This is a genomic window from Mesorhizobium ciceri WSM4083 (assembly GCF_000519305.1).
In the GTDB taxonomy this organism is placed as follows: domain Bacteria; phylum Pseudomonadota; class Alphaproteobacteria; order Rhizobiales; family Rhizobiaceae; genus Mesorhizobium; species Mesorhizobium ciceri_B.
The window spans coordinates 315719-335972 of the sequence record NZ_JAFG01000006.1; the positions used below are offsets into that span (position 1 = coordinate 315719).

Annotated in this window: 13 protein-coding genes; 8 read left to right on the forward strand and 5 right to left on the reverse strand. The window is 63.5% G+C overall.

Annotated features, from left to right (window positions below; genetic code table 11):
* Positions 1-300 precede the first annotated feature (300 nt).
* The gene (locus MESCI2_RS0114950; protein WP_027037291.1) at positions 301-1776 is read right to left on the reverse strand and encodes a TadE/TadG family type IV pilus assembly protein; all 1476 of its coding nucleotides are present in this window, start codon (positions 1774-1776) and stop codon (positions 301-303) included.
* A 298-nt stretch (positions 1777-2074) separates the two neighbouring features.
* A complete protein-coding gene (locus tag MESCI2_RS0114955) occupies positions 2075-2944 on the reverse strand; it encodes a transglutaminase-like domain-containing protein (RefSeq protein ID WP_027037292.1) in 870 nt (289 codons plus the stop codon).
* A 169-nt stretch (positions 2945-3113) separates the two neighbouring features.
* Between MESCI2_RS0114955 and MESCI2_RS0114960 the strand changes: the two genes are divergently transcribed.
* Both MESCI2_RS0114960 and MESCI2_RS0114965 read left to right on the forward strand, forming a co-directional pair.
* On the forward strand, positions 3114-3779 hold the full coding sequence (locus MESCI2_RS0114960; protein WP_027037293.1) for an HAD-IA family hydrolase: 666 nt from the start codon (positions 3114-3116) through the stop codon (positions 3777-3779).
* Between the two features lie 35 nt (positions 3780-3814).
* Positions 3815-4279: a WapI family immunity protein gene (locus MESCI2_RS0114965; RefSeq protein WP_032900811.1), complete on the forward strand. Its 465-nt coding sequence runs from the start codon at positions 3815-3817 to the stop codon at positions 4277-4279.
* A gap of 57 nt (positions 4280-4336) precedes the next feature.
* Here the strand turns inward: MESCI2_RS0114965 and MESCI2_RS0114970 are convergent, their stop codons facing one another.
* Positions 4337-4558 (reverse strand): DUF1674 domain-containing protein, encoded by a 222-nt coding sequence (locus MESCI2_RS0114970; RefSeq protein WP_027037295.1) that lies wholly within the window; start codon positions 4556-4558, stop codon positions 4337-4339.
* Between the two features lie 105 nt (positions 4559-4663).
* On the opposite strand from MESCI2_RS0114970, the gene htpX reads away from it, so the two are divergent.
* The 4 genes from htpX (at position 4664) to purH (ending at position 10633) form a co-directional block, all read left to right on the forward strand.
* On the forward strand, positions 4664-5680 hold the full coding sequence (gene htpX / locus MESCI2_RS0114975; protein WP_027037296.1) for a zinc metalloprotease HtpX: 1017 nt from the start codon (positions 4664-4666) through the stop codon (positions 5678-5680).
* Entirely contained in the window at positions 5677-7059 is a 1383-nt protein-coding gene (locus MESCI2_RS0114980) for an RsmB/NOP family class I SAM-dependent RNA methyltransferase (RefSeq protein WP_032900856.1), read from the forward strand. The genes htpX and MESCI2_RS0114980 overlap by 4 nt, the downstream gene beginning before the upstream one ends.
* A 147-nt stretch (positions 7060-7206) precedes the next feature.
* The gene (locus tag MESCI2_RS0114985; protein ID WP_027037298.1) at positions 7207-8931 is read left to right on the forward strand and encodes a heparinase II/III family protein; all 1725 of its coding nucleotides are present in this window, start codon (positions 7207-7209) and stop codon (positions 8929-8931) included.
* Positions 8932-9016: 85 nt separating this feature from the next.
* Positions 9017-10633 carry a bifunctional phosphoribosylaminoimidazolecarboxamide formyltransferase/IMP cyclohydrolase gene (gene purH, locus MESCI2_RS0114990; protein ID WP_027037299.1) on the forward strand — a complete coding sequence of 539 codons (1617 nt, stop codon included), beginning with the start codon at positions 9017-9019 and terminating at the stop codon, positions 10631-10633.
* Positions 10634-10786: 153 nt separating this feature from the next.
* Here purH and MESCI2_RS0114995 read toward each other — a convergent pair whose 3' ends face one another.
* A complete protein-coding gene (locus tag MESCI2_RS0114995) occupies positions 10787-12163 on the reverse strand; it encodes an MFS transporter (RefSeq protein WP_027037300.1) in 1377 nt (458 codons plus the stop codon).
* Between the two features lie 355 nt (positions 12164-12518).
* On the opposite strand from MESCI2_RS0114995, the gene MESCI2_RS0115000 reads away from it, so the two are divergent.
* Complete coding sequence (locus MESCI2_RS0115000) at positions 12519-14663, forward strand: TonB-dependent siderophore receptor (protein ID WP_027037301.1); 2145 nt, start codon at positions 12519-12521, stop codon at positions 14661-14663.
* Between the two features lie 84 nt (positions 14664-14747).
* Here the strand turns inward: MESCI2_RS0115000 and MESCI2_RS0115005 are convergent, their stop codons facing one another.
* Entirely contained in the window at positions 14748-19538 is a 4791-nt protein-coding gene (locus MESCI2_RS0115005) for an NAD-glutamate dehydrogenase (RefSeq protein ID WP_027037302.1), read from the reverse strand.
* Between the two features lie 136 nt (positions 19539-19674).
* Between MESCI2_RS0115005 and MESCI2_RS0115010 the strand changes: the two genes are divergently transcribed.
* Positions 19675-20238, forward strand: coding sequence for a peroxidase-related enzyme (locus tag MESCI2_RS0115010; RefSeq protein WP_027037303.1), 564 nt, complete (start codon positions 19675-19677; stop codon positions 20236-20238).
* Positions 20239-20254: the final 16 nt, after the last annotated feature.

Below are 20254 nucleotides of genomic sequence, written 5' to 3' on the forward strand. Positions count from 1 at the left end.
CAAGCCGGGCCGCACCAGGCCCGCCCGTTGGTTAATTTCAGACCTGCACCTTGTCTTTTGCTGCAATGCACCCCATCATGAGTATGTGTTCAACAAATCGAAAGGAGGTGATCCGATGTCGAGTGATTTCGTTTTCCAGAACGTGGCCTCAGCGGATTGCACTTTCGGGAAGCAGTCTTCCCGTTAAGGCGCGAAATGCGCGGCGGGTGACCTGATAGGTCGCCGCCATGGCCGCGCCACGGACGGAAACACGGAAGGCCGCCGGCTTCGAAAGAAGCGGCGGCCTTTTCCGTTTGCGGACTACTGGATCAATGCGACCTTTTCGGTGTTGCGAATGATTTCCTGAAAGGCGTCGTCCAATTCGGCTCCGGTGGACACGTCGAAGAAATGCCTCTTGGCGGCGGAGGTATCCTTCGACGAACAGTCCTTCAGCACCGCCTTTGCCTGGTCCCGCTCGGTTGCCGACATGTCCTTGTCGTCCAGATCGAAGCCGATGGTGAAAATCTCGATGCCGTCATTTTTCATGTTGTCGCACAGCGTTTCGGCGTTGCTGCGCGCAAGGTTGCCCTGGCTGTTGTACCTGTCCCCAGCCCCGGCGAAGGCGGTATTGAACTGGCCATCGGTCATCAGGATCGCGACCTTGGCGATCTTCTTCGGATCGGCATCCGAGGCGCCTTTGCCGAGACCGGCATTCCTGATTGCAGTGCGCCATTGCGGCGACAGCATATAATAGGTCCACTGAATGGCGATCGCGCCGGCCGTGTAGCCATCGGCCTGGAAGTCCTCGATCGATTCAAGCAATGCATCGGAGTCGGCGGTCAGCGGGATCACCTCCGCACCAGGGCACCTGTTCATATCTCCGCCGAGATGATCGTCCCGGTTGACCAGGGCATAGTATTTCTTGCCGTTGCTGTCGGTGCGTACAGTGTCTGGGCCGTCGGTGCTCATATCCGCGTTGCCGTTCTCGTCCTTGCGCTCCGTGGCGCAATTGTCGGGGCGTGGCATCCCCGCTCCGACAATGGAGATATAGTCGCTGAAGGACGGCAGCAGATTTTTGCCCGTCTTGGCGACGAGAAGCGGACTGCCGGCGACGGGTGGGAGGTCAGAGCTGCCTTGCTTCTCGGCATAGATGTTTTCCGCCAGCTTGCCGGCGTTGACGCCAGACGCGTAAGGCACAATCGCGACGCGGATGCGGGGGTTCTGCGGATCCTGCTTCTGCAGCATCGTCAGAACAGCATTTTTTGCAGCAGCTTTCAGATCGCCGATCTTGTCGACCTTGCCGCGCTTGGCCATCGATCCCGTTATGTCGAGCATCATCGCCACTTCGACGGTCTTGTCCGAATAGAGCGCCGTTGTGGAAGCGGTGACGCGTTTCATGTCGCCCGTGCCAAAAATGGGGAAATACAGCCCGACATCGACATGGGCGTCGGCCTGGACCGTCTTGGCGGTCCTGTTGACAGTTAGCTTGTCGAGCACGATCTGGTTGGCCTGCAGGATGCCTGCCGTGCTGTTGGCGTCGAGAAAAGCCTGCACCGATGTGTTGGCATCGGCTTCCTTGATGGCGCCGGTCGTCAGGTCGCGTGCCGTCGATGTGACCGCGGCGTCGACCACGCTCTGGAGGCTCGATCTGGCATTGTAGAGCTGCGATACGTTGACCGAGAAGCCTACAGCCAGCGCCAAGACCGAGGCGCTGAGGCCGAACAGGACTGCGAAATTTCCACCGCGGTCCCTGGCGAACCCGCCGACCGCGTGAACAAGACCCCCGTAATTCCGCATCCTACAACCTCCACTCGCCTCGGCCTCGTCGCCGCGGAAAGGGCAATGCAGGATTCCAGCCGGATGACGCCGCCGCGCGTCGGAGAGCTGGTCGCTCAGCAACAACTCATTGTTTTTGTTTGGTTTCGAGCTTCATGAAGGTGAATGATTGGTAAACAGAAAGACACGGCTGTGGCTTTGTTTATAAACCACTTACCATCATCTGACTCCAGGATCGCGGTACGCCCGATGACGTCCTGTTGCGGCACAGGGCTTGTGTGCCGAAGCGAACCAGTTGTCCCGAGATTGCAGGACGTGTTTACGCCAGCATCTGCGCGCTGACCGTCCTGTCGATGCCGCGATAGGGCGGGTTGAACAGATTGCCTTCCTGTTCGTAGGTCCACACCTTGAACAGGCTGAGCCGGTGGGGGCCGAAACTGTGCAGCAGCGGCACGTCGGTGGCGTCGCGGCCGCGAGCGATGACGATACGGCCGATTCTCGGCGTGTTGTGGCGAGGATCGAACGTGTACCATTTGCCGTCGAGGAACACTTCCAGCCACGCCGAGAAGTCCATCGGCGCCGGATCGGCCGGCACGCCGATATCGCCGAGATAGCCGTTCACATAGCGTGCCGGAATATTCATGCAGCGGCAAAGCGTGATCGCCAGATGGGCGAAGTCGCGGCAGACCCCGACGCGCTCCTCATGCGCCTGAGCTGCGGTGCGGGTCGAGCGCGCATAGCCATAGCCGAACGACAGCCGATTGTGGACATAGTCGACGATCGCCTGCACGCGCGCCCAGCCGGACGGGATGTCGCCGAAGAGCTGCCAGGCCAGGCTGCTCAGATGATCCGTCTCGCAATAGCGGCTGCCCAGGAGATAACCGAGAACTTCGTCCGGCAGGTCCGCCACCGGCACTTCCCTGGCCAGCGTGTTTACCTCGTCCGTCTCGCCGCTGTCCTCGACGACCGCGTCATACAGGATGCGAAAACCACCGGCGGGCGCTGTGAAGCGGCGGCAGGCATTGCCATGCAGATCGTGGTACAGGCTTGTCGGGACCGCGGGCGAGGTCAGCACCCGCGTCTGCCGCTTGATGTCGGCCTGCCTGTCCCGATGGATCTCGAGCACTGAAATCACCGGCGTCGCGGCTACGCATTCAATGGCGATTTCGTAGCCGAGCCGGATCAGCATCGTTGGTCCCCCTTCGATCGTTGTTGTGAAAAGCAGTCTTTCCCAAACGCCCGGAGGATACCGTGGTTCCCTGGGCCGATCGAAAAGCACACCCCCGTGTCTTCCCCTGCCGCGGTCGAGACGTTAGGTTCGGCAACCCGACCAGCGCTCCCCGGACTCAAGGAAAATCATGCACTCAGGCAGAAAATTCGCGGCCTTCCTCTTCGACATGGACGGCACGCTCATCAATTCCATCGCCTCGGCGGAACGGGTGTGGAGCGATTGGGCACGGCGCCAGGGCCTCGACGTCGCCGCCTTCCTGCCGACGATCCATGGCGTGCGCGCGATCGAGACCATCACCAACCTGGCACTGCCGGGCGTTGACCCGGCACATGAGGCTGATCTGCTGCTGAAGGCCGAGGCGGCCGATCTCGATGGCATTATCCAGATCGCCGGCGCCGTGGCATTTCTCGATTCGCTGCCGCCCGAACGCTGGGCAATCGTAACCTCCGCCCCGCGTGAGCTGGCGCTGTTGCGCATGAAGGCCGCCGGCATCCCCGTCCCGGCCATCATCGTCGCGGCGGAAAATGTCTCCCGCGGCAAGCCGGCGCCCGATTGCTTCCGGCTTGGCGCGGAACGGCTCGGCTTCGACGCGCGCGATTGCCTCGTCTTCGAGGATGCTCCAGCTGGCATAGCGGCAGCCGAAGCGGCGGGCGCCGCGGTCATGGTGATCAGCGCCACCCACGCGCATCCGCTGCAAACGCCGCATGCCGCGATCGCAGGCTACGACATGGTCGGCATCACCGTCGACGAGCGTGGCTGGATCGCGCTCGAGCCCCAGCGCAACGCCGCTTGAGCAGCGGAGTCACGGGGACCGGGAGCGGAGTTCAAATGGACGAGGGACATCCAAAAGCTGTCGAACCAGACATCAAACTAACGGGTCTTTCGCTTTGGGCCATGGCGCGCGAGTTCCCAGATAGCGACGACTACTGGGATGGCAACTGGATCCATATACTAGCACGCGTGGATGCTTCGGGGGCACAAGTTGAAGTCCAGGGACCATATATCCGCAGCGACGAACTCAAAAAATTTTACGACCAACTGGCGACTCTTTATCGGGACTTGCGAGGGAGCGCTGAGTTGCAATGCATGGAGCCTGCGCTGCGTGCCAAGGTAACGTGCAGCTCAAGAGGGCAGATTGAGGTCATCGTCGACATCACTCCCGATCACCTTTCCCAGTCGCACCATTTTGTCTTCGGCATCGATCAAAGCCATCTGGGCGCGACACTTGCCGGCTGCCGGCGAGTGTTGGAACTTTTCCCGGTCAAGAATGTGCCACACCGTCGTACAGAGTAATTGCGCAGACGCGCGGCGCGAGGATCATTGGAGCGAGGTTGGCTTCAAGGGCCGTTCTTAAAAGTCGCTGGTCAGGCCCTTCACCTCCCAGTCGCCATAGCGGCCGGGCTCCTTGCCGCCGCGGCCGCCGATTTCCTTCGGCGCCGAGGCTTCCTTTTCCAGGTACTTTACACGCCTTGCTTCGGCTTCCGCGAGCGCACGTCTGGCTTCCGGCGTCAGCGCCTTCGGCTCGAAATCATGGGCAAGCTCGGCATCGGTTTTACTGGCTTCGTCGTTCATGCGATATTTCCAGCGGATTGAAACGGGAACTGGTGTTTCCCATCATATAGCGATGAGACCAAGCGGATCGACCCCCTTTCGCTATCACCTGGACAGGAGCAGACGATGAACACCATCCGCACCGCCATGCTTCTTGCCGCGATGACCGCGCTGTTCATGGGCGTCGGCTTTTTGATCGGCGGAACCGGCGGCATGATGATCGCCTTCCTGTTCGCCGCCGGCACAAACCTGTTCAGCTACTGGAATGCCGACAAGATGGTGCTGTCGATGAACCGTGCCGTCGAGGTCGACGAAAGGAACGCGCCTGAATATTACGCCATCGTCCAGGCAATGGCCAAACAGGCCGGCCTGCCGATGCCGAAGACCTATCTGATCGACAACCCGCAGCCGAACGCCTTTGCCACCGGCCGCAATCCGCAGAACGCGGCGGTGGCTGCCTCCACCGGCCTGTTGCAGGCGCTGACGCCTGAAGAGGTCGCAGCGGTCATGGCGCACGAACTCGCCCATGTGCAGCACCGCGACACGCTGACCATGACGATTGTCGCCACCTTTGCCGGCGCCATTTCGATGCTCGGCAATTTCGCCTTCTTTTTCAGTGGCAACCGCGACAACAATCCGTTCGGCTTTATCGGCGTGCTGGCGGCGATGATCGTGGCGCCTTTTGCCGCGATGGTCGTGCAGATGGCGGTCAGCCGCACCCGCGAATACGAGGCCGACCGGCGTGGCGCCGAAATCTGTGGACACCCGCTCTGGCTGGCATCGGCGCTTGACAAGATCGCCCGCGGCGCCGAACGCATCCGCAACCCCGATGCCGAGCGCAATCCCGCGACCGCGCATCTCTTCATCATCAATCCTCTTCATGGCGAGCGCATGGACAGCCTGTTTTCCNCCCNCCCCGCCACTGAGAACCGCATCGCAGCCTTGCAGGCGATGGCGCAGCAGATGCAAGGCGAAACCCGGGCCGCCCCGCGCCAGGCATCGACGCCACGGCAGGCAGATCAACCGAGGCCATCCGGCCCGTGGGGCGAGGCAGCGCAGCCCGAGCAGCCGGCGGAGCCCGCCAAGCCCAAATCCTACCCATGGGGTCGCAATCCGACCGGGCCTAAGGGCCGGTGGTCGTGAGCGTGGCGGACAGAGGACGCACAGTTTCAGGTGATCAGGAACACAGGGACGGCGGTGACTTCGTTGCCGGCCTTGCCGCGCGCAAGGCGGCGGCGCGCCTGCTTGCCGCCGTCATCGACGCCAGGACGCCGCTTGACGGGCTGACCGATCACGAGAATGGCCACCCGCAATACAAGGCGCTCGACTTGCGCGATCGCGGCCTTGTCCGCGCCATCCTGGTCACCGCGCTGCGCTACCGCATGACCATATCGGGGCTGCTGGCGCGGCGCCTGGAAAAGCCGCTGCCGCCCAATGCCACCGCTTTGTCGCACATATTGCATGTGGCCGCAGCCCAGATCCTGTTCCTCGATATTCCCGACAGCGCCGCCGTCGACATTGCGGTGACCCATGCCAAGTCCGATCCGCGCACGGTGCGCTTCTCCGGCCTCGTCAATGGCGTTCTGCGCACACTGGCACGTGCCAAGGAAACGGAATTGCCTGCCGCCCTTGCCGCCACCGACGAAGCGCCAAAGTGGTTTTCCGATCGGCTGAAGACCACCTACGGCAACGAGAAGGCCAGACAGATCCTCGAAGTACATCGCGTTGAGGCGCCGGTCGACTTCTCGATCAAGGCCGATCCCGCACTGTGGGCCGAAAAACTCGGCGGCATCGTCCTGCCGACCGGCACGGTGCGGGTCGAGAATCTTGTCGGTCCTGTCACTGAATTGCCTGGCTTTGCCGAGGGCGCCTGGTGGGTCCAGGACGCCGCAGCCAGCCTGCCCGCCCGGCTGTTCGGCGATGTCACGGGATTGCGGGTTGCCGATCTCTGCGCCGCGCCCGGCGGCAAGACCGCGCAGCTGATCGTTGCCGGCGCGAAGGTCACCGCCGTCGACACGTCAAAAAACCGGCTCGTGCGGCTGACGCAGAATCTCGACCGCCTCGGCCTGTCGGCCGAAATCGTCCAGGCCGACCTGCTCAAATATGAGCCGGAAGAACTGTTCGATGCGATTCTCCTCGACGCACCCTGCTCGTCGACCGGCACGGTGCGGCGGCACCCCGACGTGCCATGGACCAAGACTTCTGCCGATGTCGAAAAACTGGCCGACCTACAACGCAGGCTGCTCGCCCGCGCCGTGACGCTGGTGAAACCCGGCGGCAGGATCGTCTTTTCCAACTGTTCGCTCGATCCGCTCGAAGGCGAGGATCTCTATCGCGCCTTTCTGGCCGGCACGCCTGAAATCACCAACGATCCGTTGCGGCAAGGCGAGATCGCCGGCATCGACCCATTCCTCACGCCGCAAGGCACGCTGCGCACCACGCCCGCCGACCTGGACCTCGGCATGCCGGAGCGCTCGGGCCTCGACGGCTTCTTCGCCGCTCGCATGCGGCGAGCCGGCTAGGCACTGAACTGCCCGGTTTACTGACTTTTTTGGGTAGGATCGGGGGCAAAACCAGGTGAACCGGCCCGGGCTCGTGGAATTCGCCTTCGCACGAATCGTGCAATCATGTAGACTCGGCGCCGGGGTAGAGGACGATCAGGAGGGGTTTTGGCACTTGCTGCCAGCAGCACGACGCGTCTGTGGACGCTTGTCGCGAAGGAGTTCTGGCGCAAAACGCGCCGGCGCCTGCGCGCCGGGCCTGTCTATCGCTGGCGCTATTCCGGCCGCACGCCGGAACGTGTGCTGATCGCACCGCCGGACCTGCGCCTCGCCGACCCGCAGATCGCACTCGAGATCTATTACGGCCGCTATCCTCTGTCGGGGCATCTGGTCGAGACCGGCGGCAAGTCGCCTTTCCAGATCAACGTGCCCAATCACGGCTGGCAGAAGACGCTGCACGGCTTTCGCTGGCTGCGCCATATGCGCGCCGCCGGCACCGAGCTTGCCGCCGCCAATGCCCGCGCCCTGGTCTCCGACTGGATCACCATGCATGGCAGCCATATTTCCGGCATCGCCTGGGAGCCCGGCACGACGGCCAAGCGCATCATCGCCTGGTTGCAGCACTCCTCCGTCGTGCTGCAGGGCGCCGAATTCCCTTTCTACCGCGCCTTCCTGAAATCGGTTGCCATCCAGATCCGCTACCTCCGGTCGATGGCGCGCGAAATGCCCGACGGCAAGGACAGGCTGCGGGCCCGCATCGCGCTCGCCTTCGCTGCCTTGTCCCTGCCGGCGCCGGCATCGGCGCTGCGTGGCGCGACCCGCAACCTTGCCGAGGAACTCGACCGCCAGATCCTCGCCGATGGCGGGCACATTTCGCGCAATCCGATGGTCGTCCTGGAAATCCTCGCCGACCTTCTGCCGCTGCGCCAGACCTATGCCAACCAGGCGGAAACGCCGCCGCAGGCGCTGATCGGCGCCATCGACCGCATGCTGCCGGCGCTGCGCTTCTTTCGCCATCAGGATGGCAGCCTCGCCCGCTTCAACGGCATGGGCGCCACCATCCACGACCGCATCGCCACCATTCTGCGCCACGACGACACCGCCGGCGCGCCGCTGCTGCATGCGCCGCATTCCGGCTATGAGCGCCTGTCGATGGGCGGCACCACGGTCATCGCCGACACCGGCCCGCCGCCGCCGGTCGATGTGTCCAACGCCGCACACGCCAGCTGCCTTGCCTTCGAACTGTCGTCCGGCCGCCAGCACTACATCGTCAATGCCGGCATCGACACCTATGGCGCGGCTGAATTCCGGCCGCTGGCGCGTGCCACCGCCGCGCACTCGACCGCCACCATCAACGACACCTCGTCGGCGCGCTTCAGCCATTCGTTGCGCGTCAACGACCTGCTCGGTTCGCCGCTGATCGGCGGCCCGCAGCATGTGCAGTGCAAGCGCACCGACCAGAAGGGTGTTCAGGGCTTCATTGCCCGCCATGACGGCTATGTCCCGCGCTTCGGCTTCCTGCATGAGCGCGAGCTGAAGCTGTCGTCGAACGGCAATGTGCTGGCCGGCCGCGACCGCTTCCAGCGGCCCGGCAATGCGGCGATCCGCAACAATGGCCGCGACTTCGTCACCGTCCGCTTCCACGTCCACCCCGACGTCAACCTTTTGCAGGACGAGCATGATCGCCTGGTGCTGGCTGCTGATCAGGCCGACACCTGGGTGTTCACAGCAGCCGAAGTGGTGCCGGAGGTCGAGGAATCGATCTATTTCGCCGGGCTTGGCGGCCCGCGCCGCAGCCGCCAGATCGTGCTTGCCTTCAAGGCCTCGGAAGTCGCCGAAGTCCACTGGCAGCTGACCCGCACCAGCATCGCCGGTTATCCGGAAAACAACTGACCTACCTGACCGCCGGTTTGATTTCCGGGCGGCATGTGCTACGGGCGCGGCATCCATCACACCAGTCGTGAAAGGCCGCCAGCCCATGGCCGTCGCCGCCAAGAACATTCCCGCACCAGACCTTGTTCCCGTGCGTCGCGCCCTGCTCTCCGTTTTCGACAAGACCGGCCTCATCGATTTCGCCAAAGCGCTGGCAGCAGCCGGTGTCGAGCTGGTCTCGACCGGCGGCACGGCAAAGGCGATCGCTGACGCGGGCCTTCCGGTGCGCGACGTCTCCGAGCTCACCGGTTTCCCCGAGATCATGGACGGCCGCGTCAAGACCCTGCATCCCGGCGTGCATGGCGCGCTGCTTGGCGTGCGCGACGATCCGGAGCATTCCGCGGCAATGCGCAAATACGGCATCGAGCCTATCGATCTCGTCGTCTCCAATCTCTATCCGTTCGAGGAGGTCCGCCGCTCCGGCGCCGACTACGCGTCGATCGTCGAGAACATCGACATTGGCGGCCCGGCGATGATCCGCGCCTCGGCCAAGAACCACGCCTATGTCGCCATCGTCACCGACCCCGGCGATTACGCCCCGGTGCTGAATGCGCTGGAGATGAACATCGGCTCGCTGTCGCTGGATTTCCGCAAGAAGCTGGCGGCCAAGGCCTTTGCCCGCACCGCCAGCTATGACGCGGCGATCTCCGGCTGGTTCGCCGAAGCGCTCGAGATCGAACACCCGACATGGCGCGCCTTTGGCGGCAGGCTGGTCGAGGTGATGCGCTATGGCGAGAACCCGCATCAGAGCGCCGGCTTCTACGTCAACGGCGACAAGCGGCCGGGCGTCGCCACGGCGCGTCAGCTGCAGGGCAAGCAGCTGTCCTACAACAACATCAACGACACCGACGCCGCCTTCGAACTGGTCGGCGAGTTCGACCCCGACCTTTCCGCCGCCGTCGCCATCATCAAGCACGCCAATCCGTGCGGCGTTGCCGAAGGCGCCTCGCTGAAAGCCGCCTACGCCAAGGCGCTGGCCTGCGACCCGGTCTCGGCCTTCGGCGGCATCATCGCCGTGAACCGCATCCTCGACGCCGAGGCGGCCGAAGAGATCGTCAAGACCTTCACCGAGGTGATTATCGCGCCCGGCGCCACCGATGAGGCAGCGGCCATCGTGGCGGCGAAGAAGAATTTGCGCCTGCTGGTCACCGGTGGGCTGCCGGACCCGCGCACGCCGGGCACGACGGTCAAATCCGTCGCCGGCGGCCTGCTCATCCAGGGCCGGGACAACGCCGTCGTCGACGACCTCGAACTGAAAGTGGTGACCACGCGGGCGCCGACGCCGGCCGAAATGGCCGACCTGAAATTCGCCTTCCGCATCGCCAAGCACGTCAAGTCCAACGCCATCGTCTATGTCAGGGACGGCGCCACCGTCGGCATCGGCGCCGGCCAGATGAGCCGGGTCGACTCCTCGCGCATTGCCGCCCGCAAGGCACTCGACGCCGCCGAGGCCGCCGGCCTTGCCGAACCGCTGACCAAGGGCTCGGTCGTCGCCTCCGACGCCTTCTTCCCCTTCGCCGACGGATTGCTGTCGGCGATCGCCGCCGGCGCCACCGCCGTCATCCAGCCGGGCGGTTCGATGAACGACAAGGACGTCATCGCCGCCGCCGACGAGCACGGCATCGCCATGGTGTTTACGGGCGTCAGGCATTTCAGGCATTGAGCGCCGACACAGAGGCGTTCTGAGAATTCGCTCCGCTGAGTCGGATGGCGTGGGTTTCGAGAACCGGAGCGGAGCGGACATTCAAGTCCGTGAGCACCGGAAGCGCAGAAACCTGCGTCAGGCGGCCAGCGGAGTAGAATTATCGAACGTCTCTCATTCCACCGGCCGGTCCGCCGGATAGGGCGTCTTGACCAGGATCGCCATGCCGATCCCGAGGAACAGCACGATCACCGCCATGCCGAGCCGCGCCGAGCCGCTGGCCAGGGTGACGGACGCGACCATGAATGGCGCCAGGAAACTGGTCGCCCGCCCGGCCAGCGCATAAATGCCGAAATAGCGGCCGGATTCTGCCGCCGTGACGCTGCGCGCCATGTAGGATCGCGACGACGCCTGCACCGGCCCGAAAGCCACACCGATCAACAGGCCGAAGAAGATGTAGGCCTTTTCCGCTGCCGTGCCGAACAGGCCGCCGCTGTCCGGTCCAGGCATCATCCAGAGGCCGAACAAAGTATAGCCCGGTCCGGTCGAGACGATGCCGATCGTGGCGATGCTGAGCAGGACCAGCGAGATCATGACGATGGTTTTTGAGCCAAGCGCCGTGTCGAGACGGGCTGCAACCAGGCAGCCGAAGATGGCGACGACGTTGAGAATGATGCCGAAAATACCGATTTCGGTGATCGACCAGTGGAACATCGCTGCTGCGAAAGTGCCACCCAACGCCAGCAGCGCGTTGACGCCGTCCTGATAGATCATGCGGGCGACCAGGAAGCGGAAGATACCGCTGCGCTTGCGCACCTCGCCCAATGTCACTTTCAGCTCCGCCAGCCCCTCTCGCACAGCCGGACCGATCGGCAGGCCCTTGATGGCGTCGGGGGTGAAAAAGAACATCGGCAGGATGAACAGGAAGTACCAGCCAGCCGACAGTGGCCCGGTGGCTCGTGCGTCCTCGCCGAGCTTCGGGTCGAGGCCGAACAGCGGCTCGATACCGATGATCGTCTTGCCGGTCTCCGGCGAGCCGGCCAGGCAGGCGACGACGAAGATCAGCGCGATCATGCCGCCGAGATAGCCAAGGCCCCAGGCCATGTTGGAGATCCTGCCGATCTCGCTCTTCGGCACCAGGCGCGGCATCATCGAATCGTTGAACACGGTCGAAAACTCCGCCGCCACCGACGCCAGGGAGAAGAAGAACACGACCATGAAAAGGTTCGAACCGGGGGCCGCGAACCAAAGCATGCAAAGGCAGGTGATCTTGACCGCGGCAAAGAATGCGATCCACGGCTTGCGCGGTCCGGTCTGGTCGGCGATCGAGCCGAGTATCGGCGACAGCACGGCGATGACAAGGCCGGCCGCAGCAATGCCGTAGCCCCAGGCCGCCTGGCCGGTTTCCGGATCGCTCGCCATCCGCGACACGAAGTAAGGCCCGAAGATAAAGGTGGTGACGACGGTGAAGAACGGCTGCGCCGCCCAGTCGAACAACATCCATCCCCAGATGCCGCGCCCGGACGCACGCTGCACTGTCTCTACCGTCATCATGATCCCCCGGGGCACCGTTCCGTATCGGGCGCCATGTCTGCATGTTTCATGCGCTCATGCAATGAACGAAGCTTGGTGCCGTCCTCTACCCCTGCCGGGCGTTTGTTATTCGAAAACCCAGCATTTGGCTTTCGTCCGCGACGCGGGGCCAAGCCCTTATTTTTCTCGTGGGGGGAGTCGGACCGAAGGTCTGGCGCCGTCCTCCACCCCCTGCTTCGCGGCGATTGCCGCCGGCGCGGATTTCCTGATTATTAAGTTGACTATTTTTGTCCGCTTTGACTTATTGCGCTCGCGCAGGACCGGAAAGGTGACCGGTCGAACTGCTCGCTATTGGTCTGACAGGGAATAACAGATGACGATTGATCGACAGGCATTGTTGCGCACTCAGGCAAAGCGATTGATTGCGAGCAGTGCCTTGATAACGGCATCTTTTGGGGTGGTGGGGGCCGCCCAGGCCCAGGACGTTTCGCCGGACGATGCAACTCAACTGGAAACGATCGTCGTCACCGGCAAGTCGGACCGCCTTGTCGGGCCCGATCAAACGATCGTCGCCAAGGATACGGCGACCGCCACCAAGACCGATACGCCGATCGTCGACGTTCCCGCCTCGGTTTCAGTGGTAACCCAGAAGGAACTGGAGGCGCGCCATGTCGAAAGCCTGCAGCAGGCCGTGGCCTATACATCCAGCGTCCTCACCGACGAGTTCGGCAACGATGACCGATACGACTATATTCGTATCCGCGGTTTCGACCAGACATCGCTCGGCACTTATCGCGATGGTCTCACGGCGCGCATCCCCGCCTGGTTCACGGCCAGCCGTCTCGAACCTTACGGGCTTCAGCGCGTGGAGGTCCTGAAGGGATCGACATCGACGCTTTTTGGTCTCAACGGTCCTGGCGGACTGGTCAATGCCATCACCAAGCGGCCGCTGGACCAGAAGCAGGGGGAGATTTACACGTCCTATGGTGACGGCACCAAGGAGGTTGGCGTTGATTTTGGCGGGCCGATCGACCCCGATGGCGTGTGGACATATCGGCTCACCGGACTGGCCAAGGATGGCGATCAAGGGTTGGATTATTCCAACGACGATCGGCTTTACATCGCGCCAGCGTTGACCATCAAGCCCGAGGAAGGAACGTCGCTCACCATCCTGACCGACTATTACAAGCGAGATGGCACTGGCGCACGCGGCACCCCGGCTGGTGGCAATATCGACATCGGCACATTCCTGGGCGAGCCGGATTTCAACCGCTTCAACACCGAGCAGGTCGATATCGGCTACCAGTTCGAGCACGAGTTCAACGAGAATCTCACCTTCCGCTCCAACGCCCGCTACACGCATTTGAGCCTCGACTACGCCGAGGTCTACGGCGCGTCGCTTGACCCCACGGCGGACCGCACGGCATTTTCGGTCGAGGGCCTGTCCAACCGCTATGCCTTCGACAATCAGTTGCAATACGATACGGGCTGGGACGGGATCGACAGCAAGACGCTCGTCGGCGTCGACTACGCCAACGACAACACCCGTGAAAACATCCTCTTGGGCACCGCCGGCCCCATCGACATCGACAATCCGACCTATTGCGGTCTGTCCTGCATCAATCTCGGCCCCTACGTGAACTGGCGGGTCAAGCAGCAGGCGGTCGGTGTCTATGCCCAGGAGCAATTGACCTTTGACGACCGCTGGATCGCCACCCTGGGCGGGCGCTGGGACCGCGTCCATACGACAGCGGACTATCTCGACTCGGGAACGCAGGACGACGACACCGCATCCGCCTTCACCAAGCGCGCCGGCCTGACCTACAAGTTCACCCCGAACCTCGCGGTCTACGCCAACTATTCGGAAAGCTTCCAGCCGCTCGTGGCGCCGAGCGCCAACGGATATGCGGTCTCGGGTTCGCTGAAGCCTCAAGAAGGCAAGCAGTATGAGGCAGGCATCAAGTACAAGCCCGACGGCTTCGACGGCCTGTTCACGGCCGCGGTCTTCGACCTTACCCAAACCAATGTTCCGACCTATGTCACGCCTGTTGTCCAGCAGCAGATCGGCAAGGTTGGCGTCCGCGGCATCGAACTCGAGGGCAAGGCCGCCATCGCGGAAAATCTGAACCTGACGCTTGCCTATTCCTACTGGGATGCCGAAATCCTGGAAGACGGCATTGGCGGGAATGCCGGCAATCGGCCGCAGCGTGTCCCTCGCCACCTGGCTTCGGCCTGGGTCGATTATACGCTTCCCGAGGAAGGACGGCGTGGCGACCTGACCATCGGCGGCGGCGTGCGCTATATCGGGCAAACCTACGGAGATGACGCGAACACGGTTTCGATTGGCGGCTACGCACTGGTGGATGCGGCGATCAGCTACAAGATGACCAAGGACGTGACGTTGGCCTTGAATGCAACGAACCTGTTCGACCGGAAGTATTTGACAACCAGCTATTACGGGACCGAATTCTACGGCGACCGGCTGAAAATCGTCGGCACGCTCAAACATTCCTGGTGAGCTTGCTGAACGCTGGTTTCGAAGCCGATGGCATTCGAAAAGGGCCACACGCATCCAATGATGCGTGTGGTGATCGTCGACGGTTCACATCCCCGTCAGGTCTGTCATCAGCCCCGACGCCACCGACAGCCGCGACACGGTGATCTCGCCGCCCTCGGTCAGCGCCTGCAGCCGCTCGCGGATGCGCGCCACCCGCTCGCCGCCGGCGTCCAGCCAGGCCGCCACCGGGTCCGCCGTCCCGGTGTGGCCTGTCAGTGCCGCCACCGCTATACCGCGCCGTGCCGCGCCGATCGTGTCGGTGGCGCGCGACAGTGCCAGCTGATCATAGTAGTCCGAAGGTGTGATCGAGCGGGCGGCGTCCTCGACACGCGGGATGCGGAAGGCATCGCTGACGGCGAAGAACGCCTTGGCCGCGGCGACGATGTCGGCGCCGGCGGTGCGCGCCGTCAGCGCGATGTCGGGGATGAGTTCCGCCACCTCGCTCAGCGCCAGTTGCCCGGCCAGCCCTTCCGGCGCGCCGCTCTTGAACAGCCCGTGCCGCTTCTCCTCGATGCGCTCGCGCGAGAAAGCCGGCAGCAGCGAAACGAGCTTGGGTTCCAGCGCCTTGCGTGCTTCCTGCAACTCGGCGATGCGCTGGCCGAGGGGTGCCGTGCCGGCATCGTTCTTGAGATACCAGCCGCTGGTCACGTAGATCAGCCGGCTGACCATCTGATAGAGATCGAGTTGCACCTGGCCGTCGATCTGGTTGTCGAGCGCGTCGATCTCGCGATAGAGCGCCGGCAAGGCAAAACCGTCGCGCACCATCGCGAAGGTCCGCACCACGTCGGCGGCGGAGCGCCCCGTGGCTTCCTGCAGCCGGTTGACGAAGGACGGGCCGCCGCGATTGACCAGATCGTTGGCGACGACGCGCGTGATGATCTCGCGGCGCAGCCTGTGGCCGTGGATCTCTGCGGCGTATTTCTTCGCCATCCGGTCGGGGAAATAGCCCATCAGGTCGCGGTCGAAATGCGCGTCGTCAGGCACGTCGCTGGCGACGATGTCGGAAAACAGCACGATCTTGGCATAGGCGAGCAGCACGCCGAGTTCGGCTCTGGTCAGCGGTTCGCCACGCGCTTCGCGCTCGGCGAGCGCTGCCGGCGATGGCAGCGTCTCCACCGCGCGGTCGAGCAGGCCACGCGCCTCCAGCGCCGTCATGAAGCGGCTCTGATGCGCGATGTCGGCGAGGCCGCGCTTGCGGGCGATCGAAAGCGCCAGCGTCTGCTGGTAGTTGTTGGACAGCACCAGCGAGCCGACCTCGTCGGTCATCTCGGCCAGCAGCTTGTTGCGCGCCGGGCGCGTCAACGATCCCTTGCGCATGGCGGACGCCAGCGCGATCTTGATGTTGACCTCGACGTCGGAGCAGTTGACGCCGCCCGAATTGTCGATGGCGTCGGAATTGCAGCGGCCGCCATTCAAGCCGAACTCGATGCGCGCCCGCTGCGTGACGCCGAGATTGGCGCCCTCGCCAATCACTTTCGCCCGGACATCGAGCGCGGTGATGCGGATGGCATCGTTGGCGCGGTCGCCGACCTCGGCGTTGGTCTCGGTCGATGCCCGCAAATACGTGCCGATGCCGCCGAACCACAGAAGATCGACCGGCGCCTTGAGGATGGCGGTCATGATCTCGACCGGCGTGGCGGTGGTCTTGGCTAGGCCGATCGCCGCCGCCGACGCCGCCGGCAAGGTGATCGATTTCTGGTTGCGCGAGACGATGATGCCGCCTTCCGACAGTTTCGTCTTGTCGTAGTCCTGCCAGCTCGAACGGGCGAGAGCGAACATGCGCTCGCGCTCGGCCATCGAGGCTGCCATGTCGGGATCGGGGTCGATGAAGATGTCGCGATGGTCGAAGGCGGCGATCAGCCGGGTTTTCGGCGACAAAAGCATGCCGTTGCCGAACACGTCGCCCGACATGTCGCCAACCCCGACGACGCTGAAGGACGAGGTCTGGATATCGCGGTTGATCTCGCGGAAATGCCGCTTGACCGCTTCCCAGGCGCCCTTGGCGGTGATGCCCATCTTTTTGTGGTCATAGCCGGCCGAGCCGCCGCTGGCGAAGGCGTCGTCGAGCCAGAAGCCGTGCTTCTCCGAGATCGCGTTGGCGGTGTCGGAGAAGGTCGCCGTGCCCTTGTCGGCGGCAACGACGAAATACGGATCGTCCGGGTCGCGTCTGATGACGCCGGCCGGCGGGATGACACCGTCGAGACCGATATTGTCGGTGATCGACAGCAGGCTGGAGACGAAATTCTTGTAGGCCGAGGTGCCGGCCTCGAAGATCGTGTCGCGACCGGCGCTCATTGGCAGCTTCTTCGGATAGAAGCCGCCCTTGGCGCCGACCGGCACGATGACGGCATTCTTGACCTGCTGTGCCTTGACCAGGCCGAGCACCTCGGTGCGGTAGTCCTGGGCGCGGTCGGACCAGCGCAGGCCACCGCGCGCCACCGGGCCGAAGCGCAGATGCAGGCCTTCGACCTCGGAACCGTAGACGAAAATCTCCCGCCACGGCCGCGGCGCCGGCAAGCCCTCGACCGCGTGCGAGTCCAGCTTGATCGCCAGCGATTGGCCCTTTTCTTTCGTATCGGCAACGAAATGATTGGTGCGCAGCGAGGCTTCGATCAGATTGAGATAGCGCCGGAAGATCGTGTCGTCGTCGATGTTGGGAACGTCTTCCAGCGCATCCTTGATCTTGGCCTTGAGATGCTTTGCCGCCACCACGCCTTCGCTCTCGGCCGTCGGGCCAAGCCGGGCGATGAACAGCCCATGCAGGCCACGCGCTATGTCGGGATAGCGGTTGAGCGCGGCGGCGATGAAATCCTGGCTTTGCGGAATGCCCACCTGCTGCAAATAGCGGCCATAGGCGCGCAGGATGGTGATCTCGCCAGACCACAGGCCGGCGGTCTGGGCGAGGCCATTGTAGCCGTCATTGTCGACGTCGCCGCGCCAGACGGAGAGGAAAGCGTCCTCGAACAGCGCGCCGCCATCGGTCAGGTCGATCGGCTTGCCGTAGCTGTTCTCCAGTTCCATGTCGTGGATGAAGACTAAGCTGGACTGGTCGTCGCCGACCTCGAAGGTGCGTTCGCTGATGACTCGGAAGCCGATGTTTTCCAGCACCGGCACGCGGCGCGACAGCGCCACCGGGCTGCCATGGTGATAGATCTTCAGCGCCGCCTGGTGCGGCTTCTGCTCGGCATGGCGATAATAGTCGATGGCGATCGGATTGCCGGCGCTGATCTTGGCTATGCGCCCGGCGTCGGCTAGCGCCACAGCCGCGCTGAACGAATCGCGGTAGCTTTCCGGCAGCCGCGCGGCGATCGCCTTCAAAGCCTGGTCGCCGCCACTGGCCTCGGCCGCATCGGAAAGGGCGTCCTCCCAGGTGCGCACGATGTCGCGGATCGCCGCCTCGATCGTCGCTTGCTCGACCTTCGGCGTCTTGCCGCCTGAGCGGCCGATGATGAAGTGCACGCGCGCCAGCCCGCCCTCGGGGAAGGCCGGGTAATAGGCCGACAGCCGGCCTTCGAACACGGTCTTCAGATACGAGCCGATCTTCTCGCGCACCACGCTGTCGTAACGGTCGCGCGGCACGAAGACGAGGATCGAGACGAAACGGTCGAACTGGTCGGCGCGCACCAGCGCCCGCACGCGCGGCCGCTCGACCAGGCCCAGAATGGCGGCGGCGTGCTTCCTCAGGATCGGCACCGGCACCTGGAACAGCTCGTCGCGCGGATAGCTTTCCAGCACGTTGATCAGCGCCTTGCCGGAGTGATCGTGCCGGTCGAAGCCGGACTTGGCGATGATGGTTTCGGCCTTGGACCTGAGATACGGGATCTTCATCACCGAGCGCGTGTAGGCGGTCGAGGTGAACAGGCCGACGATGCGCAATTCGCCCGCAAGCGTGCCCTTGGCGGTGTAGGTCTTGACCCCGATATAGTCGAGATAGATGCGACGGTGCACGGAAGATTTGGCATTGGCCTTGGTGACGATCAGCGGCTCCGGCCCATGCAGGAAAGCGCGGATCTCCGGCGTCGTCGTCACCGCTTCGGTGCCGCGCCTGAGCACCAGCACGTCGGGGTCGGACAGGATGCCGAGGCCAGGCTTTTCAGCGCGCTCCAGCGTGCCGCTTTCCTCGCCGCCGGTGTATTTGAACTCGCGCATGCCAAGGAAGGTGAAATTGTCGTCGCGCAGCCACTCCAGGAAGGCGAGGGCCTCGGCAACGCTCTTCTTGTCGAGCGGCACGGCCGTATAGCGGAATTCCGAGATCGCCTGATCGAGGCGGGCCAGCATCGGCCTCCAGTCGTGAACGGCGGCATGAACCTGGCCAAGGATCTTGCGCAGCCGCTCGCTCAATCCGCTCGCCTGCTCGGATGTCAGCCGCGGGATGTGGACATGGATGACGCTAAGCCGGTCGTGGCTGCCATCGTCCTTGGCGAAATTGCCGTCGCCGAGGATTTCTTCCACGCCGCCCTTGCCGTGGCGAACCACAATAACCGGATGGGTGACCAGGGTCGGTTCGCCCGATGTCTCGGTGATCTCGCCGAGGATGGAATCGAACAGGAACGGCATGTTGTCGTTGACGACCGTGACAACCGTCATCGGGCGGCCGTCTCGCACAACGCCCGAATCGGCATCGACGGCGACGACGCACTCGCCTTTCCTGTGAATGGCGACTGCCTGGCCGGCGAGATCGGCAGCCCGCTCCAGGTCGGCCACATCGTAGGGAGCAATGTCTTCAGCTGGCGCGCGGGCGAGCAGATAGTCTGCAAGCCTGGCTGGCCTTTCCTCCGCTTTGATCGCTGCCGTGGCTTTTTTCTTCGGCTTGCTCGCGGATTTCACGCTGGCCATGACGCTATTTCCTCCCGTCGAATGCTTTTACGACTATCGTAGCAGATGACCGGTATTTGGCGACAAAGGTTTGACGGCTTGCCAAGAATTATCGGAATTCGGTGACAAGGCACCGCTCGATGAGGAGAAATGACCCATGACCGGCAAAATCAGCGCGCTTGACCTTGGCCAGGGGGAGCTGAGCGAGGCGACAAAAACCTATTTCGCCAAATGCGAGGAGAAGCTCGGCCTCGTCCCCAACGTGCTCAAGGCCTATGCCTTCGACGACAAGAAGCTGCGCGCCTTCACCGACATGTACAATGATTTGATGCTGGCTGAGTCCGGCCTGTCGAAGCTGGAGCGCGAGATGATCGCGGTCGCCGTCTCCTCGATCAACCATTGCTATTATTGCCTGACCGCGCACGGCGCGGCGGTGCGCCAGCTCTCCGGCGACCCGGCGCTCGGCGAAATGATGGTGATGAATTTCCGCGCCGCCGATCTTTCGCCCAGGCAGACGGCAATGCTCGAATTCGCCGTCAAGCTGACGCAAGAGCCGGCCAAGATCGTCGAGGCCGACCGGGCCGCGCTGCGTCAGGCCGGCTTCACCGATCGCGACATCTGGGACATCGCCTCGACCGCTGCCTTCTTCAACATGTCGAACCGCGTGGCCGCGGCAATCGACATGCGCCCGAACGACGAATACCACGCCATGGCACGGTGAATTTGCTTCCTTCTCC

What these genes read in the sequence shown, in the direction of transcription:
- MESCI2_RS0114950 (WP_027037291.1), bottom strand. Translation starts at nt 1,776, where the DNA reads ATGCGGAATTACGGGGGTCTTGTTCACGCGGTCGGCGGGTTCGCCAGG.
- MESCI2_RS0114955 (WP_027037292.1), bottom strand. Translation starts at nt 2,944, where the DNA reads ATGCTGATCCGGCTCGGCTACGAAATCGCCATTGAATGCGTAGCCGCG.
- MESCI2_RS0114960 (WP_027037293.1), top strand. Translation starts at nt 3,114, where the DNA reads ATGCACTCAGGCAGAAAATTCGCGGCCTTCCTCTTCGACATGGACGGC.
- MESCI2_RS0114965 (WP_032900811.1), top strand. Translation starts at nt 3,815, where the DNA reads ATGGACGAGGGACATCCAAAAGCTGTCGAACCAGACATCAAACTAACG.
- MESCI2_RS0114970 (WP_027037295.1), bottom strand. Translation starts at nt 4,558, where the DNA reads ATGAACGACGAAGCCAGTAAAACCGATGCCGAGCTTGCCCATGATTTC.
- purH (WP_027037299.1), top strand. Translation starts at nt 9,017, where the DNA reads ATGGCCGTCGCCGCCAAGAACATTCCCGCACCAGACCTTGTTCCCGTG.
- MESCI2_RS0114995 (WP_027037300.1), bottom strand. Translation starts at nt 12,163, where the DNA reads ATGACGGTAGAGACAGTGCAGCGTGCGTCCGGGCGCGGCATCTGGGGA.
- MESCI2_RS0115000 (WP_027037301.1), top strand. Translation starts at nt 12,519, where the DNA reads ATGACGATTGATCGACAGGCATTGTTGCGCACTCAGGCAAAGCGATTG.
- MESCI2_RS0115005 (WP_027037302.1), bottom strand. Translation starts at nt 19,538, where the DNA reads ATGGCCAGCGTGAAATCCGCGAGCAAGCCGAAGAAAAAAGCCACGGCA.
- MESCI2_RS0115010 (WP_027037303.1), top strand. Translation starts at nt 19,675, where the DNA reads ATGACCGGCAAAATCAGCGCGCTTGACCTTGGCCAGGGGGAGCTGAGC.